The 16,096-nt window shown below is 57.2% G+C and carries 17 protein-coding genes; 12 read left to right on the top strand and 5 right to left on the bottom strand.

From position 1 onward, the window contains the following. Positions 1-9: 9 nt before the first annotated feature. Positions 10-1,908, top strand: a complete 1,899-nt coding sequence (locus FN806_RS06495) for an OmpA family protein (RefSeq protein ID WP_142635292.1) — start codon at positions 10-12, stop codon at positions 1,906-1,908. A 1-nt stretch (position 1,909) separates the two neighbouring features. Continuing rightward, positions 1,910-2,230: a hypothetical protein gene (locus FN806_RS06490; protein ID WP_142635291.1), complete on the top strand. Its 321-nt coding sequence runs from the start codon at positions 1,910-1,912 to the stop codon at positions 2,228-2,230. Positions 2,231-2,360: 130 nt separating this feature from the next. Here FN806_RS06490 and FN806_RS06485 read toward each other — a convergent pair whose 3' ends face one another. Together FN806_RS06485 and hemC are read right to left on the bottom strand one after the other, a co-directional pair. Continuing rightward, a complete protein-coding gene (locus tag FN806_RS06485; protein ID WP_142635290.1) occupies positions 2,361-2,762 on the bottom strand; it encodes a carboxymuconolactone decarboxylase family protein in 402 nt (133 codons plus the stop codon). 469 nt (positions 2,763-3,231) lie between these two features. Further along, complete coding sequence (gene hemC, locus FN806_RS06480) at positions 3,232-4,191, bottom strand: hydroxymethylbilane synthase (RefSeq protein ID WP_142635289.1); 960 nt, start codon at positions 4,189-4,191, stop codon at positions 3,232-3,234. 107 nt (positions 4,192-4,298) lie between these two features. Between hemC and hemE the strand changes: the two genes are divergently transcribed. Beyond that, positions 4,299-5,333, top strand: coding sequence for a uroporphyrinogen decarboxylase (gene hemE, locus FN806_RS06475; protein ID WP_142635288.1), 1,035 nt, complete (start codon positions 4,299-4,301; stop codon positions 5,331-5,333). Here hemE and FN806_RS06470 read toward each other — a convergent pair. Then, complete coding sequence (locus tag FN806_RS06470) at positions 5,330-6,424, bottom strand: CaiB/BaiF CoA transferase family protein (protein WP_142635287.1); 1,095 nt, start codon at positions 6,422-6,424, stop codon at positions 5,330-5,332. The genes hemE and FN806_RS06470 overlap by 4 nt on opposite strands. Positions 6,425-6,578: 154 nt before the next feature. On the opposite strand from FN806_RS06470, the gene FN806_RS06465 reads away from it, so the two are divergent. Then, positions 6,579-7,508 (top strand): ABC transporter ATP-binding protein, encoded by a 930-nt coding sequence (locus tag FN806_RS06465; protein WP_142635285.1) that lies wholly within the window; start codon positions 6,579-6,581, stop codon positions 7,506-7,508. Continuing rightward, positions 7,505-8,266, top strand: a complete 762-nt coding sequence (locus tag FN806_RS06460; protein ID WP_142635283.1) for an ABC transporter permease — start codon at positions 7,505-7,507, stop codon at positions 8,264-8,266. The genes FN806_RS06465 and FN806_RS06460 overlap by 4 nt, the downstream gene beginning before the upstream one ends. Before the next feature lie 34 nt (positions 8,267-8,300). Here the strand turns inward: FN806_RS06460 and FN806_RS20630 are convergent, their stop codons facing one another. Next, entirely contained in the window at positions 8,301-8,480 is a 180-nt protein-coding gene (locus FN806_RS20630; RefSeq protein WP_246097176.1) for a hypothetical protein, read from the bottom strand. Between FN806_RS20630 and FN806_RS06455 the strand changes: the two genes are divergently transcribed. The 4 genes from FN806_RS06455 (at position 8,470) to uvrC (ending at position 13,278) form a co-directional block, all read left to right on the top strand. Continuing rightward, on the top strand, positions 8,470-9,177 hold the full coding sequence (locus FN806_RS06455) for a S49 family peptidase (protein WP_246097175.1): 708 nt from the start codon (positions 8,470-8,472) through the stop codon (positions 9,175-9,177). The two genes, FN806_RS20630 and FN806_RS06455, sit on opposite strands and share 11 nt — an antisense overlap. Positions 9,178-9,345: 168 nt before the next feature. Next, on the top strand, positions 9,346-10,308 hold the full coding sequence (locus FN806_RS06445) for a calcium/sodium antiporter (RefSeq protein WP_142635277.1): 963 nt from the start codon (positions 9,346-9,348) through the stop codon (positions 10,306-10,308). Between the two features lie 16 nt (positions 10,309-10,324). Next, positions 10,325-11,104 carry an SDR family oxidoreductase gene (locus FN806_RS06440; RefSeq protein WP_142635275.1) on the top strand — a complete coding sequence of 260 codons (780 nt, stop codon included), beginning with the start codon at positions 10,325-10,327 and terminating at the stop codon, positions 11,102-11,104. Positions 11,105-11,394: 290 nt separating this feature from the next. After that, on the top strand, positions 11,395-13,278 hold the full coding sequence (uvrC, locus tag FN806_RS06435; protein WP_142635273.1) for an excinuclease ABC subunit UvrC: 1,884 nt from the start codon (positions 11,395-11,397) through the stop codon (positions 13,276-13,278). Here uvrC and FN806_RS06430 read toward each other — a convergent pair. Beyond that, positions 13,275-14,159 carry a DMT family transporter gene (locus FN806_RS06430; protein WP_142635271.1) on the bottom strand — a complete coding sequence of 295 codons (885 nt, stop codon included), beginning with the start codon at positions 14,157-14,159 and terminating at the stop codon, positions 13,275-13,277. The two genes, uvrC and FN806_RS06430, sit on opposite strands and share 4 nt — an antisense overlap. 175 nt (positions 14,160-14,334) lie before the next feature. Between FN806_RS06430 and pgsA the strand changes: the two genes are divergently transcribed. From pgsA to FN806_RS06415, 3 genes are read left to right on the top strand one after another with little or no spacing between them, the layout of a single operon-like run. After that, complete coding sequence (pgsA, locus tag FN806_RS06425; protein WP_142635269.1) at positions 14,335-15,003, top strand: CDP-diacylglycerol--glycerol-3-phosphate 3-phosphatidyltransferase; 669 nt, start codon at positions 14,335-14,337, stop codon at positions 15,001-15,003. A gap of 3 nt (positions 15,004-15,006) precedes the next feature. After that, positions 15,007-15,252 carry a molybdopterin converting factor subunit 1 gene (gene moaD, locus FN806_RS06420; RefSeq protein ID WP_142635267.1) on the top strand — a complete coding sequence of 82 codons (246 nt, stop codon included), beginning with the start codon at positions 15,007-15,009 and terminating at the stop codon, positions 15,250-15,252. Between the two features lie 4 nt (positions 15,253-15,256). Then, positions 15,257-15,700, top strand: coding sequence for a molybdenum cofactor biosynthesis protein MoaE (locus FN806_RS06415; RefSeq protein WP_142635265.1), 444 nt, complete (start codon positions 15,257-15,259; stop codon positions 15,698-15,700). Positions 15,701-16,096: the final 396 nt, after the last annotated feature.

Here is a 16,096-nt window from a genome sequence, read left to right as displayed (position 1 = left end):
TGCCCGCACATGCGCCTGCCCTATTTCCTAGCTGCCTCCCTGATATTCCTCGTTTCGGCCAGCCTATCGCTTGTGGCCGCAGGATATGCGGTAACCAAAGTTGAAGAAGCGTCGGAACTCGCCGTGCGGCGTGCGCTTGACCTAAAAGGGCATGACTGGGCCGAAGTCGAATCCGATGGCCTGCGCGTTGTCCTGACCGGCATAGCCATTGACGAAGCAACGCGGTTCAATGCGCTGACCGCAGCCGGGACCGAGGTTGATACCTCACGCGTTATTGACGACATGCAGGTCGCCCCCACCCGGCAACTGGCAGCACCGCGCTTTTCCGCTGAAATTTTGCGAAACGACAGCGGTATTTCGATTATTGGTCTGATACCCGCAAGCCAAGACCGCAGCGAGCTGATCGAAAGGTTGCGCCGGATGGACGGCGACACCGTTTCGGACCTGATGGAAACGGCGGATTACCCTATACCCGAAGGCTGGGACGACGCGTTGAACTATGCGCTCGAAGCGTTGACCCGCCTGCCGCGTGCCAAAATATCGGCCAGCCCCGGTTTGGTGAAAATCACCGCCATTGCAGACAGCCTGCGGGAAAAAGAACGACTGGAACAGAGCCTGACCCGCGCAGCACCTCCCAGTTTGCGAATCGGGTTGTCGATCTCGGCTCCGCGCCCCGTAATCACCCCCTTTACACTGCGCTACCTGATTGATGCCAACGGCGGCCAGTTCGATGCCTGCTCGGCCCAGAATGAAAAAGCGCGGGATGCCATCGTCGCTGCTGCCAAAGAAGCAGGCCTTGCTGGTCCGTTTAACTGTACAATCGGTTTGGGCGTGCCCTCACCCCGTTGGCCCGAAGCGGCAACGCTCAGCATTCGTGCCCTGTCCAAGATTGGTCAGGGTTCGGTCACGATTTCGGATGCGGATATCACGCTAGTGGCGGCGCAGGGAACAGAGGCTGGGGTCTTTGACCGTGTGGTGGGCGAGCTGGAAAATGCGCTGCCCGAGGTTTTCGCCCTGCACGCCGTCCTGCCCGAACCCGAAACCGCCGAATCCACCGGCCCCCCCGAGTTCTCGACCACGCGCAGCCCCGAAGGGCTGGTCCAAATGCGCGGTCGTCTGAGCAATGAGACATCGCGCGACATGGCCGACAGTTTTGCCCGCGCGGCATTTGGATCGGAACAGGTTTATACCGCCACCCGCATCGCCTCCGACTTACCCGCAGACTGGCCGGTGCGTGTTCTGGCGGGGCTGGAAGCGTTGTCTCTGCTGCATAACGGCGCTCTGACTGTTACCCCTGACGACGTTTCTCTCAGCGGGGTCAGCTACGACCCGGACGCCAAAGCCCGTATCGCCGGATTGCTGTCGGAAAAGCTTGGGGATGCAAAAGGTTTCACCCTTTCGATCACCTATCAAGAGCCGCCGAAACCCGCAGACAGCCTGCCCGACCCAGAGCTGTGCGAAGACCAGCTTGCCGAAGTTCAGGCCAGCAGCAAAATCGCATTCGAACCGGGATCGGCAACGGTTGCCGCGGATTCACGCGATACCGTCAATCAGATCGCCGAGATTCTGCGCGAATGCGGCCCCATCCGGATTGAAATTCAGGGCCATACAGATAGTCAAGGCCGCGAAGAGATGAACCAGCAACTCAGCCAGGCGCGGGCCCAGTCGATCCTGAATGAGTTGCGCGGACGCCGCATCCCAACGTCAAGCTACTCGGCCGTGGGATATGGTGAAACGCAACCGATCGCAGACAACGATACCGAGGCAGGCCGAGAAGAAAACCGTCGCATTGAATTTCGCCTGATCCGGCCCGAACCCATTGCCAATTCCGAGACTGGGCTTGAGGCGCTGGAGGCCGAGACAGAGACGTCAGAAGACGCCGCAGATACCGGCGCAGGGGATCAGTAAGTTGAACAGAATCGAATTCATCATTGCCACCGCCATCATCCTGTTCGCAGCCTTCTGCATGGGGTGGTTCGCCAACTGGCTGGCCCATCGTCTGTCTCGTGTTCGCCAAAGCGACGTCGCCGATCTGGATCGCATGAGCCAGGAATTGCATGAGGCCGAAGAAACCCGCGATCAGGCCATCACCTATCTGCAACAGCGCGAGGCCGAGCTAACCAATCAGCTCACCCAGACCGAGGCGGAACTGGGCGCTGCCATGGACGGGTTGCGCGCCGCGCGGCAGGAGGCCGAAGAATTACGCGGCCGGATCAACAACGCGGACTAAGAGAACCAGAGGAATCGGCAACTTGCGACACCCGCAAATATGGGGCGCCGTTGTATGTTTCAGACACCTGCCAAACCGGGCCCGAAAATCCCCTCAGCTTGATGAAGCTTGGGCAAAGTTCAATTCATGATCATGTCTCAGAGGTTGTCTCTGCCTCGTCCAGAACCTTGCGCGCGACACGAAAGCATTCCAGCGCCTGCGGCACGCCACAATAGATGCCGATCACGTGAATAATGGCCCGGATTTCTTCTTTGCTGACGCCGTTGCTGATGGCGCCGCGACAGTGGAGTTCCCATTCGTGCATCTTGCCCAGCGCGCCGATCATGGACAGGTTCATCATTGACCGGGTCTTGGCGTCAATCACATCGTCGCCCCAGCCGAAACCCCAGCACCAAGCGGTCATTGCCTCTTGAAACGGCCGGGTAAAATCGTCGGCCGCGGCCAGGTTTTTCTCAACATATTCCGCGCCCAGGGTGCTTTTGCGTTGCTCCAGCCCTCTGAGGAACAGATCTTCGTCGAAAGTCTCGGCCATCTTGGTCTCCGGTAATCGTCACAATGAAGCGGTGCGCTGAAGCACTCTACGCCTCTTACAGGTACTAGCAACGCTTGCACTTTACACCGGATAAGAAAATGCGACGGATTTTCTAGCCCCATGGCACGAGGATCATTCCACTGCCCCGCGCATCCAGTCTTGAAGACAGGTAATTATATGTACTGACATCGCTTCACCAGCGGGCTGCGATTGTGCAAGCGGTTCAAGACGTCGCGGCTATTTAAGACCCCTAAAAGTAAACGGGCCGCCGTCTTAATGAGACAGCGGCCCTTACTGACTGAATGTCGGGGTTTGGTCTCGCCCCCTCGAATACCACTTAAAAATGGACAGACTAACAAAAACTTTCGACTTCTTCGAGACCAACCCGATTTCTCAATCGGTGTGCACCCTTAATGCCTGATCTTTGAAAGCGCGACAGTGAACTAGTTCACATTAAATAAATTTTTCTTCAATTCTTCCAATCAAAGAACCCGGGGCCGGCCTTTGTCAGTAGTTTTTCGGCCATTGCGCGCGCCATTTCTGCACCATCACCAATCACGCCAGTGGTGTCTTCAGCGATAGAATCAGACCCGTCCGGGCGCAGGACTTCTCCGCGCAGGCGCAGAATGCCACCGCTGATATCAGCCAGCCCGGCAATCGGAGTCTCGCAGGACCCGTCAAGCGCGGCCAGCAAGGCGCGCTCGGCCAAAAGTCGATACCCGGTTTCGCTATGATGAATTGCCTCCAACATCCCTGCAGCACGGGGATCGTCACTGCGGCGTTCGATACCGATTGTACCTTGTGCAATAGCGGGCAGCATATCCTCGGGCGAGATAGCAGTTGCGGGAACGTCGTCCATATTCAGGCGCCGGATACCTGCCATCGCCAGAAACGTGCAATCCGCTACACCATCGGTCAGTTTCTTCAGGCGCGTTTGCACGTTGCCACGGAACTCAACCACATTCAGGTCAGGGCGCCGGTTCAACAGCTGAGCCCGGCGGCGCAAAGACGAGGTGCCAACCACCGCGCCATTGGGCAGGTCATGAATAGAGTTCAGGCTGGGCGAAATAAAAGCGTCGCGCACATCTTCGCGCGGCAGGAACGTGTCCAACACAAGACCCGCGGGCTGTTCGACCGGCATGTCCTTGGTCGAATGCACAGCGATGTCGATATCACCTCGCAGCATCGCTTCTTCGATTTCCTTGGTGAACAGGCCTTTGTTGCCGATCTCTTTCAGCGGGCGGTCAGCGTCGATCATCGCGCGATTGTCGCCGGTGGTCTTGATCACCACGATTTCGAATGCATCTTCGGGCAGATCAAAGGCTGTGCCTAACCGCTGCCGGGTTTCATAGGCTTGCGCCAGCGCCAGGGGCGAACCACGGGTGCCGATTTTCAGCGGTGAGGCGGGTGAAGGCAGGGTCAATGTCATGGACACAGCTTTAGTCGCGTCACATTGCCCTGACAATGGGGGCAGAGCTTGACAAATTGCCGCCGAAGGAAGACCCGTTGCCACAAACCAGACGATTGGGGGCACAGATGGCCGAAACAAAGAAACTGCTGCGGGCATTGGCAGGACAGGTGCAGGATGTGCCTCCGATCTGGATGATGCGCCAGGCCGGGCGGTATCTGCCAGAATATCGTGCAACGCGCGCGCAGGCCGGGGATTTCCTGTCGCTGTGCTACAATCCCGAGCTTGCGGCCGAGGTCACATTGCAGCCGATCCGTCGCTATGGGTTCGATGCAGCTATCCTGTTTGCGGATATCCTGCTGGTACCACAGGCGCTGGGTGCGGATCTTTGGTTTGTCACCGGTGAAGGCCCGCGTTTGTCGACTATCACGCAACAATCCGAGTTTGATGCGCTGAAATCGGTCGAGGATATCCACGAAACACTCTCGCCAGTCTATGAGACAGTGCGCATCCTGTCACGGGAATTGCCATCCGAGACAACCTTGATCGGTTTTGCTGGCGCCCCGTGGACAGTGGCGACCTACATGATCGCCGGACGCGGCACCCCGGATCAAGGCCCCGCCCATGCGCTGCGCGAGGGGAATACTGCGCTGTTCGAAGCATTGCTGGACCGGATCACGCTGGCCACGATCGAATATCTTTCAGCCCAGATCGAGGCCGGGGCCGAGGTAGTCAAGATATTCGACAGCTGGGCCGGATCGCTGAAGGGTGAGGCGTTCCGCAAATATGCGGTCGAGCCGTGCCGCGTAATCACCCAGGCCATCAAGGAACGTCACCCCGGCATCCCGGTGATCGGATTCCCGCGAGAGGCCGGAGATGGCTATATCGGGTTCGCCAAAACCACGGGGGTTGATTGCGTCGCGTTGGACAATTCGGTCTCGCCGGAATGGGGCGCCGAGCATGTCCAGGTGGATGGTTGCGTACAGGGCAATCTGGCGTCGTCGCATATGGTGACCGGCGGTCAAGCGCTGGTGGACGAGACCCGGCGGATTGTCGATGCATTCTCCAAAGGGCCGCATATCTTCAATCTGGGTCATGGCATCACGCCCGATGCCGATCCCGACAACGTTCAGCGTATGATCGACGCAGTGCGCAACCGCTAGGCTTTGGGTCGGGCGTCCAGCTCGGTCAGTATGTCTTGTGTATGATCTCCGCGGCGCGGGCTGGGTCTGGGCTTCCACTCCCGCTCGGAAAACCGCGGCGCGGCGGCGGCCTGTAGCATACCGTCGGGGGCAAGCCAGGTCTGGCGTGCTGTGTTCATGGCATGGTTCTGCGCCTCGGACGGGTTGAGCACCGGTGCAACACAGGCGTCACTTGCTGCAAACAGCGCCGCCCAATGATCACGTGGTTTGCCAGCAAAGATTTCAGCCAGCCGCCGGGTCAGCGCGGGCCAGGTGGAAGCATCATATTGCTGCCGAAATTCGGGATCGCCAGACAGGTCCAATATCTGCAGGAACTCGGCATAAAATTTCGGCTCCAGGCACTGCACCGCCACAAATCCACCATCAGAGCAGGCATAGGTTCGGCTCCAATGGGGACCGTCCAGAAGGCTGTGTCCGCGCGTATCTGACAGGTTTCCGGTTTGGCGCAGGCTCATCAGCAGGTTCATCATATGGGCCGAGCCGTCATAAATAGCGGCGTCCACGACCGTGCCCTTTCCTGTGCGTGCCGCATTCAGCAATCCGGCCAGAATGCCCGCGACCAGATACATGGCACCGCCACCGATATCACCCACCAAAGTGGCCGGGGTTTGCGGCGGTTGGTCCGGTTGCGACGCATACCAAAGCGCCCCGGACAGTGCGATATAGTTCAGATCGTGCCCGGCATTCTTGGACAAGGGGCCGTCCTGTCCCCAACCCGTCATACGGCCATAAATCAGCTTTGGGTTCAGATCGCGACAGATATCAGGGCCAAGGCCCAGCTTTTCCATCACACCGGGTCGAAACCCTTCGATCAGTGCATCAGCCGTGGCGATCAGGCGCCGGGCCACATCCAGATCGGCCGGGTCTTTGAGGTTCAGGCTGATCGAGCGCTTACCCCGATCCAGAACTGACTGTTCGGGCATGCCCGGAGTCGCGGCCTGCCCCTTGCGGTGGATGGTGATCACATCTGCACCGAGATCGGCCAACAGCATGGCGGCAAAGGGACCGGGGCCCAAGCCCTCGATTTCGATGATCCGAATTCCACTTAACATACCAGTCCTCCTGCCCGCGCAGGGTTTCGGGGCCAGCCAGGAAATGCAAGCCCGGACTGGAAAGGCCAATTGGAAAGCTGAGCAAAATGTGTGAATTGGGCCTGTTCTGTGGCTAACTCGCAGGGTAGTGTCGCCGCCAGAACGGGGGAGGCGCATGACAACAATTCTGTCCATCAGGGATTTGCGAAAGTCCTATGCCGGAGGTTTTGAGGCGCTAAAGGGCGTGTCTCTGGACATCGAGCAGGGAGAAATCCTGGCTCTTCTGGGTCCCAACGGTGCAGGCAAGACCACGCTGATTTCGACGGTGTGTGGAATAACGACGCCAACCTCAGGAAGCGTGACCGTCGGCGGCCACGATATCCAGACTGATTTTCGCGCAGCACGCCGGATGATCGGTTTGGTTCCGCAGGAAATCGCGCTCGAACCCTTTGAAAAGGTCTGGAACACTGTGCGATTGTCGCGCGGGCTGTTCGGGCTTGGGCAGAACAACGCACGTATCGAAGAAATTCTGCGCAAATTGTCTTTGTGGGAAAAACGCAAAAACGCGATCAAAGAACTATCGGGCGGTATGAAACGTCGGGTTCTGATCGCAAAAGCGCTGGCACACGAGCCGCGTGTTCTGTTTCTGGACGAGCCGACCGCAGGTGTTGATGTCGAACTGCGCAAAGACATGTGGGAAATCGTGGCCGAGTTGAAGCAGGCCGGTGTCACCATCATTCTAACCACCCACTATATCGAAGAGGCCGAGGCCATTGCCGACCGTGTCGGCGTCATCGACAAGGGTGAACTGCTACTGGTTCAGGACAAAGACACTTTGATGGCGCAGATGGGAAAGAAGCAGATCGAAGTCATGCTGACCCAGCCCATTCAAACCGTCCCCGACAGTCTGGCCGCACACAATCTCAAACTGAATGGCAAGGGTGACGCGCTGGTTTATACCTACGACACAAACGCCGACCGCACTGGCATCACCACCCTGTTGAACGATGTGGCCGAGGCCGGGCTGATTTTACGCGATGTACAAACGCGTCAGTCCAGCCTTGAAGAGATCTTTGTCAATATGGTGTCGGGAGAAGCCACATGAACTGGTCCGCCATTACTGCCATCTACCGGTTCGAAATGGCCCGGTTCTTCCGCACCCTTGCGCAAAGCTTCATATCTCCGGTCCTGTCGACATCGCTGTATTTCGTTGTCTTTGGCACGGCGATTGGCAGCCGCATACAAGAGGTCGAAGGCGTATCCTATGGGGCGTTCATCGTTCCGGGGCTGGTCATGTTATCTGTTGTGACGCTGTCGATCTCGAACGCCTCTTTCGGGATCTATTTCCCAAAGTTTCTGGGAACGATATATGAGCTTCTTTCGGCGCCGGTGAATTTCATCGAGATCGTCATCGGCTATGTCGGAGCGGCAGCGACAAAATCGCTGTTTGTGGGTGTCGTGATCCTTGTGACCTCTGCATTCTTTGTGGATTTGCGTATTGAACACCCGCTTGCCATGGCGACATTTCTAGTCCTGACCTGCCTCAGCTTTTCCTTGCTGGGCTTCATCATCGGCATCTGGGCCAGCAATTTCGAGCAGATGTCTTTGGTTCCGCAACTCGTGGTGACACCGCTGATCTTTCTGGGCGGTACCTTTTATTCGATTTCGATGTTGCCCCCGCTGTGGCAGACCATCACCCTGTTCAACCCGGTCGTCTATCTGATCTCGGGCTTTCGCTGGTCGTTTTACGGCCTGGCCGATGTGCCGATCATGTTCAGCCTTTTAGCCATACTGGCGTTTACCGGCGTGTGTCTGGGCATCATCGGATGGATCTTCAAAACTGGCTGGCGCATCCGGAGTTAGGCCATGGACGGCGTTGCATTTTTGCCCATCACCTTCAGTAAATACGTTCACGCGACCGATAACGGTCAGCCGCTCCCTTGTTTACCGCGTGGGCGCACTCTACATCGGCACCCATGAAGGTCAGCCTGCCGTTTCTCAAAAAACAGCCAACCGTTTCGGTCGTGCGCTTATCGGGTGCAATCGGCATGTCCGGGCGCGGGTCGATGTCTGACACAACTCTGGCACCGGTTCTCGAAAAAGCATTTCGCAAAGGCAAACCTGCCGCCGTCGCGCTTGAAGTCAACTCGCCCGGCGGATCCCCGGTCCAAAGTTCATTGATCGGTGCGCGCATTCAGCGTCTGTCGAAAGAACTGGATGTTCCCGTCTTCGCATTTGTCGAGGATGTGGCAGCTTCGGGTGGCTATTGGTTGGCAGCGGCTGCTGATGAGATTTACGCCGATGACAGTTCGGTACTGGGTTCGATTGGCGTGATCTCTTCGGGGTTCGGCGCACATCTTTTCCTTGAGAGGCAGGGTTTCGAACGGCGAGTGCACACGGCGGGCCATTCGAAATCCATGTTGGATCCCTTTGCCCCGGAAAAACCTGAAGATGTCGCAAGGCTTGAAGGCCTGTTACGCGATATCCACGAGAACTTCACTGCTCATGTCAAAGCACGACGCGGGGCAAAGCTTGAAACGGGTGCTGATCTGTTCACTGGCGAAGTCTGGCTGGCACGCCGCGCGCATGAACTTGGCCTGATCGACGGCATCGCTCATCTCAAACCCAAAATGCAGGACCGGTTTGGCGATAAAGTAAAATTCCGCCGTTACGGGCTGCGCAAGCCATTCTGGTCACGGTTCGGCGCCTCCTTGGCACAGGACGCGGTTGCCGGACTTGAGGAGCGTGCCGCATACGCACGTTTCGGTTTGTAACGTGATTATCAAGATCGTGACCCTCTTTTTGATTGCCATGGGCGTCCTGGCAATGTTCGGCAAACTGCGGTTCCCGGGGCAGAAAAAACTACAATCCGCAAGATGCCCGCGCTGTCATCGGTTCAGGATCGGTAAAGGTCCCTGTGCCTGCGAAAAAGGAGGCCGCGCATGACGGCATGGCTGTTATCCGGTCTCGGTTTGTTGATCCTGTTGCTGGCGGGTGATGCGCTGGTACGCGGTGCCGTGAACCTCAGCCTGCGGATTGGAGTACCGGCGTTGATCGTTAGTTTGACGATCGTGGCATTCGGCACCTCGGCGCCAGAACTTCTGATTGCAATCAGTGCAATTAAGGAAAACGCACCGGGCATCGCCCTGGGTAACGTTGTGGGGTCGAACACGGCCAATATCCTGCTGGTGCTGGGCCTGCCTGCGCTGCTTGCCACGCTGCACACCAGCGAATGTGACAGCCGCAAGAACTATGTGTTCATGTTGCTGGCAACAGTTCTGTTCATCGGCCTTGCCTTCTGCGGCGTGTTCAACCTGTTCAGCGGCGCGATTTTGCTGGCTGCTCTCAGCTTTGTTCTATGGACCGCCTTCAGAGAAGCCCATGCCCATCGCAAGGCCTGTGGCAAAGCCTGCGCCGAGGATGACGATTTTGATGGCCTGGAAGAAGCCGATCCAGACATGCCCTATTGGAAGATTTCAGTCTACCTGGTGCTCGGACTGATAGGCCTGCCGATGGGCGCACATCTTCTGGTCGACAACGCTACAATCATTGCCCGCACTTACGGCGTCAGCGAGACTGTAATCGGACTGACACTTATAGCGGTGGGAACTTCCCTGCCGGAACTGGCGACCACTGTTATGGCTGCACTGCGCCGACAAGCCGATGTCGCATTGGGCAATGTTATCGGGTCCAACATGTTCAATCTGTTGGCCATTGTCGGCATTGCAACCCTGTTTGGGCGCATTCCTGTTGATCCAGAATTCCTGCGATTTGATCTTTGGGTCATGCTGGGCGCATCACTCCTTTTGGTCCCCTTTGTATTTTTCAAACGGGATATCACCCGCGGATGGGGAATTCTGTTGACAAGCCTTTACGCGGTTTACGTTATTTCCTTGTTGGTGTGACACAAAGAGAGGCCGCATGACCCGAGCCCTAGTTACCGGTGCCGGAATTCGCCTTGGTAGGGCAATGGCCCTTTATCTGGCCGGGCGTGGCTACGACGTGGCAGTCCATTACGCCTCCTCTGAACAAGAGGCATCTAAGGTTGTCGCTGAAATCAGGGCCCTGGGCTGCGATGCAGTAGCTCTGCAGGCCGACCTGTTAGAAGAAGCAAGCGTGGCTGCCCTGCTGCCACGCGCATCCGAGGCGCTGGGCGGACCCATTACCTGTCTGGTCAACAACGCTTCGATATTTGAATACGACAACATCCACACGGCCACACGGCAAAGCTGGGACCGCCACATGAACAGCAACCTGCGGGCGCCATTTGTTTTGACTCAGGCGATGGCTGAACAGGGTCTGGAACCTGAAACCGATGATGCAGGAGAGCCGCTGGCAACGGGCCTGATTGTTAATATGGTCGACATGCGGGTCCGCAAACTGACGCCCGAATTCATGTCCTACACCGTCGCCAAAATGGGGCTATGGGCGTTGACCCGTACTGCGGCTCAGGCGCTAACCCCGGCGATCCGCGTCAATGCCATCGGACCGGGACCGACGATGCAGGGTCACAGGCAATCCGAAGATCACTTCAAAGCACAGCGCGCCAACACCATTCTGGAACGTGGGTCAAACCCCTCTGACATCACCGCTGCACTTGGGTATTTCCTGGATGCTCATGCGGTCACCGGCCAGATTCTCTGCGTGGATGGCGGACAGCATTTGGGGTGGCAGACACCGGATGTTCTGGGCGTGGAATAACGTTTGGTGCTGGAAGTTTTGCACCGCTCTCATTTCTGTTATCAATCCGTTACAAAAATGTCTTTTTTTTCATACACTTGCCATGTGTAGAAATTTTTACTGTTTAAATTCAATAGACTACATATGTGCCTATTTTTTAAGCAAATCAAGGAATCCTTAATGAAACAAGGGAAAATTCAAGCCCCACAAAAGTTATCTGCACAGTTATCCACAGAATACGTGGATTTGTTTTCCCTTGATCTGAAGCGCTCAAGATTGCAGCCATGGTCAAAGAATCACATATTTTGGCCATGACCTCTCAAGACGACACCAACAGCTCTCAGAATGACGCCCAGTCGACAGGATACGCCTGCATCCAGCGATATGCGAAAACGCTCGACAGTTCACCTGGCGTGTACAGGATGCTGGATGCGGACAGCCGGGTTCTTTACGTCGGCAAGGCGCGCAATCTGAAGGCACGGGTGTCGAACTATACAAGACCGGGACACTCTGGCCGGATCGAGCGGATGATTGCGGCCACGGCCTCGATGATGTTCCTGACGACCCGGACCGAGACCGAGGCGCTGCTGCTTGAACAGAACCTGATTAAGCAGCTCAAACCGAAATACAACGTGCTGCTGCGCGACGACAAAAGCTTTCCCAATATTCTGGTGGCAAAGGACCATGTCTTTCCACAGATCAAAAAGCATCGGGGAGCAAAAAAGGAAAAGGGCGCGTATTTCGGCCCCTTCGCCAGCGCGGGTGCCGTGAACCGAACCCTGAACCAGCTGCAAAAGGCCTTCCTGCTGCGCAACTGTTCTGACTCGATGTTCGAAAGCCGCACCCGTCCCTGCCTGCTCTATCAGATCAAGCGGTGTTCTGGGCCTTGTGTCGGGTTGATCTCGGATCGGGATTACCGTGAAAGCGTCAAGGATGCGGAACGATTCCTGTCAGGCCGGTCGACCAAAGTGCAAGAGGAGCTGGCCGAACAGATGATGGCCGCGTCTGAGGCGATGGAGTTTGAACGCGCCGCTGGCCTGCGCGATCGCATCCGGGCGCTGACGCAGGTGCAGACCTCGCAAGGCATTAACCCGCGCGGTGTGGCCGAGGCGGATGTGATCGGCTTGTATATGGACAGTGGGCAGGCTTGCGTTCAGGTGTTCTTCATCCGCGCCAACCAGAACTGGGGCAACAAGGACTTCTATCCCCGCGTCGGGGCAGATGTGTCAGCCGCCGAGGTGATGGAGGCGTTTCTGGGTCAGTTCTACGACAACAAGGAACCACCCCGTCAGTTGATCCTGTCAGATGCCATTGAAAACGCCGACCTGATGCAAGAGGCGCTGACAGAAAAAGCCGGTCGCAAGGTAGAAATCCTTGTGCCCCAGCGTGGTGAGAAACAAGAACTTGTCGCAGGGGCCATACGCAACGCGCGTGAATCCCTGGCCCGGCGGATGTCGGAAAGTGCCACCCAGGCCAAACTGTTGCGCGGGATCGCCGAGGCATTTGATCTGGATGCCCCGCCAAGCCGGATCGAAGTCTACGACAACTCGCATATTCAAGGAACAAATGCCGTGGGCGGCATGATCGTGGCCGGCCCCGAAGGTTTCATGAAAAATGCCTATCGCAAGTTCAACATTCGTGGAGATGACCTGACCCCCGGTGACGACTTTGGCATGATGAAAGAGGTGCTGACCCGCCGCTTTACCCGCCTGCAAAAAGAAGATCCCGACCGTGACAAGGGAATGTGGCCCGATCTGTTGCTGATTGACGGTGGCGCCGGGCAAGTGAGCGCCGTCCATGAGATTATGGCGCAGCACGGGGTCGAGGAGATCCCCATGATCGGTGTCGCCAAAGGCGTTGACCGCGACCATGGTAAGGAAGAATTTCACCGCACCGGCCAAAGGCCCTTTGCGCTGAAACGCAACGACCCGGTGCTCTATTTCATTCAGCGCCTAAGAGACGAGGCCCACCGGTTTGCCATCGGCACCCATCGAGCCAAGCGTGCCAAGGCCGTGGGGGCCACACCGCTGGATGAAATCCCAGGCGTGGGGGCCGCGCGCAAACGTGCCCTGTTGGCTCATTTCGGCAGCGCCAAAGCAGTTGGCCGGGCCAACCTGGCCGATCTGAAAGCGGTCGAAGGGATTTCGGCCGGCTTGGCGCAAAAGGTCTATGATTTCTTCCACGACAAGGGCTAGGCCCGCCGCCCGCGCCAAAGGATGTACAGCCCCGAGGCCACAATCAGCGCGCTGCCGATCCACATGGTCTGGTCTAGTTGCTCGCCGAACAGGAACACGCCCAGACCGATACCGAACAGCAGACGCGTATAGCGGAACGGCGTCACGGCCGAGACCTCTCCGATCCGCATCGCCTTCATAAGCGAGGCATAGGCCATCACACCCATAAGCACCGCACCGGTCAGAAACAGACCGTTGTACAGATCGAGCGGGACGATTGGCACGTCCTCCCACAGGCGATAGGCCAAACCGGCAACGATGATGCTGAGGAAGCCGTAAAAGCCCAAAACCTCGGTCCCCAGTGTCGCCGGGGCTGCGCGGCTGGCCAGATCGCGACCGGCAAAGCCCAACATGCCCAGCACCGCCAGAATGGACAGCGCCGAAAAGCTGTCTCCGGTCGGTTGCAGGATGACTACAACGCCAATCAGACCGATCAGAATCGCGCTCCACCGTCGCCAGCCAACTGTCTCGCCAAAGATCAGCGCAGCGCCTGCGACAACGACCAACGGAGTGGCCTGCAAAATCACAGTAGCTGAGGACAAAGGCGTCAACACAATGGCTAAGACATAGAATAACCGTCCGAATACCTCGAAGACCACGCGCACTTTCATCGGGCGCGACAGGACATCCGGCTGAAACAGTTGCGTGCCGCGCGCCAGTGCAACCGCCGCAAAGACCAGCGCCCCACCCACCCCGAACAGAACCATCACCTGCCAGATCGGTACGGCACCCGAAGCCGCTTTCAACAGCGCGTCTTCCAGCGCAAACCCCGCCATTGCGGCGATCATCCACAGGCTGCCGGTCAGATTTGACCGGGCATCGGTTTGTATATGAGCTGTCATGAGGTGCCTTCTGTCCCGGATACGTGCGGTGAACCTGACCGCAAAAAGAACAAACTCCAAGGGGCATGGACACACCACGCGCTGCCTGCGGCGCTTTGACCAAGTTCATGGGACAAGTACGGTTTTTTGACTGTCTATCTTTTCTGTTGGATTTTAGCGATGTAGGGTCCGCTGCATGAAGTGGAACCTGCCCAATATTCTGACCGTCCTGCGTCTGCTGGCAGCCCCGGGGCTGGCCGTGATGTTTTTGTATTTCACCCGGCCCTATGCCGACTGGTTCGCGTTGATCCTGTTTCTGACAGCCGCCTTAACCGACTGGTTCGATGGCTATCTGGCACGAGCGTGGAAGCAGGAAACAAAAATTGGCGCCATGCTGGACCCGATTGCCGATAAGGCGATGGTGGTGATCGCGCTGATGATCTTGGTCGGGTATTCGGCCGAACACTGGACGCCGTGGCTGGTCCTGCCTGCCACTGTGATCCTGTTTCGAGAGGTCTTTGTGTCAGGCCTGCGCGAATATCTGGGTGATACGGCTGGAACGCTGAAAGTTACCAAACTTGCCAAATGGAAAACCACGGCCCAGATGGTGGCGATAGCCGTCTTGTTTTCACAGGGCATCTTCGAGCATTACTTTGTGATGGCCAGCTTCGGCATGGACCCAACGCTGATTGACCAGATTCTGACCGGGCAGGAAGACGACCTGAACGGCCTGCGCTGGCATCTTGAAGGGATGTTCTGGTCCAGTCGGATCGGCCTGTGGCTGCTGTGGATCGCAGCAGCGCTGACATTGATCACCGGCTATGACTACCTACGTAAAGCCATGCCACACCTGAAGGAGAACTAAGGGATGGATGTGCTGTATTTCGCATGGGTCCGCGAACGGATTGGCCTGCCGAAAGAACGGGTTGAAACCGAGGCCGCCACCGTATCCGATCTGGTCGCAGAACTTAGCGCGCGCGAGGATCGCTATGCAGCGGCCTTTGCGGATCTGTCGGCCTTACGTGTTGCGCTGGATCAGGAATTGTCGGATTTTGACGCCCCGTTGGCGGGCGTTCGTGAGGTTGCCTTTTTCCCACCAATGACAGGTGGCTGAGGTCATGCGCATCGTGGTGCAGGAAGACCCGTTTGACCTAGGTACCGAGGCAAATGACTTTGCGGCGGGCGATGCTGCAAATGGCGCAATCGTGACCTTTACCGGTGTTGTGCGTGATCTGGCCACGGGCGATTTGGACGTGATGGAGATTGAGCATTATCCGGGCATGACTGAACGGGCCTTGACCCAGATTGCGCAAGAAGCAATAGACCGCTGGTCGCTGGGCAATGTGCTGGTGATCCATCGGCATGGCAGGCTCGCTCCGGGGGATCGGATCATGATGGTGGCCACTGCCGCACCGCATCGCAAGGATGCGTTCGAGGCGGCCGAATATCTGATGGACTACCTAAAATCCCGCGCCCCCTTCTGGAAGAAAGAAATCACCACCGCTGGTGCGGAGTGGGTTTCGGCCAAGGACGAAGACGAAGATGCACTGACCCGGTGGTAAACACGGGTCCCTGCATATAAGCCTTTGCAACATGCTGTCCGTATCCGGTGCTCACATGCTTATCATCGCGTGCTGCAAATTTGGATCCGCCAAAACTATGCTGGATAAGGTGTTGGTTTCAGGCAGCCGCTCAGCTTCGGTCAACTCTAGAACCGTAAGCAAAACATCCCGCATGTGGGCAAAGATGTTGAGACAATCTTCCTCAGCCGAAGCCGCAAAAAAAAATGACTATCGGCAGGAAAGCGGTAATCAGCGCTGTCAGAATGCCGGTTCCGAATAGATAGTCGTTGAACGGATTTTTGACATCGTAGAAGCCCCTAAAGGTTAGAGTTTCCCTTTCGATTTCGACCCTAAGTACAGACGGAAGATGCCGACTGGAACTTGGCGGCATATCAC

Origin of the sequence: Ruegeria faecimaris, assembly GCF_900182615.1 — a bacterium.
Lineage (GTDB): Bacteria > Pseudomonadota > Alphaproteobacteria > Rhodobacterales > Rhodobacteraceae > Ruegeria > Ruegeria faecimaris.
Note: the sequence above shows the minus strand (reverse complement) of the source record. Positions and strands in the feature narration are given on the sequence as shown.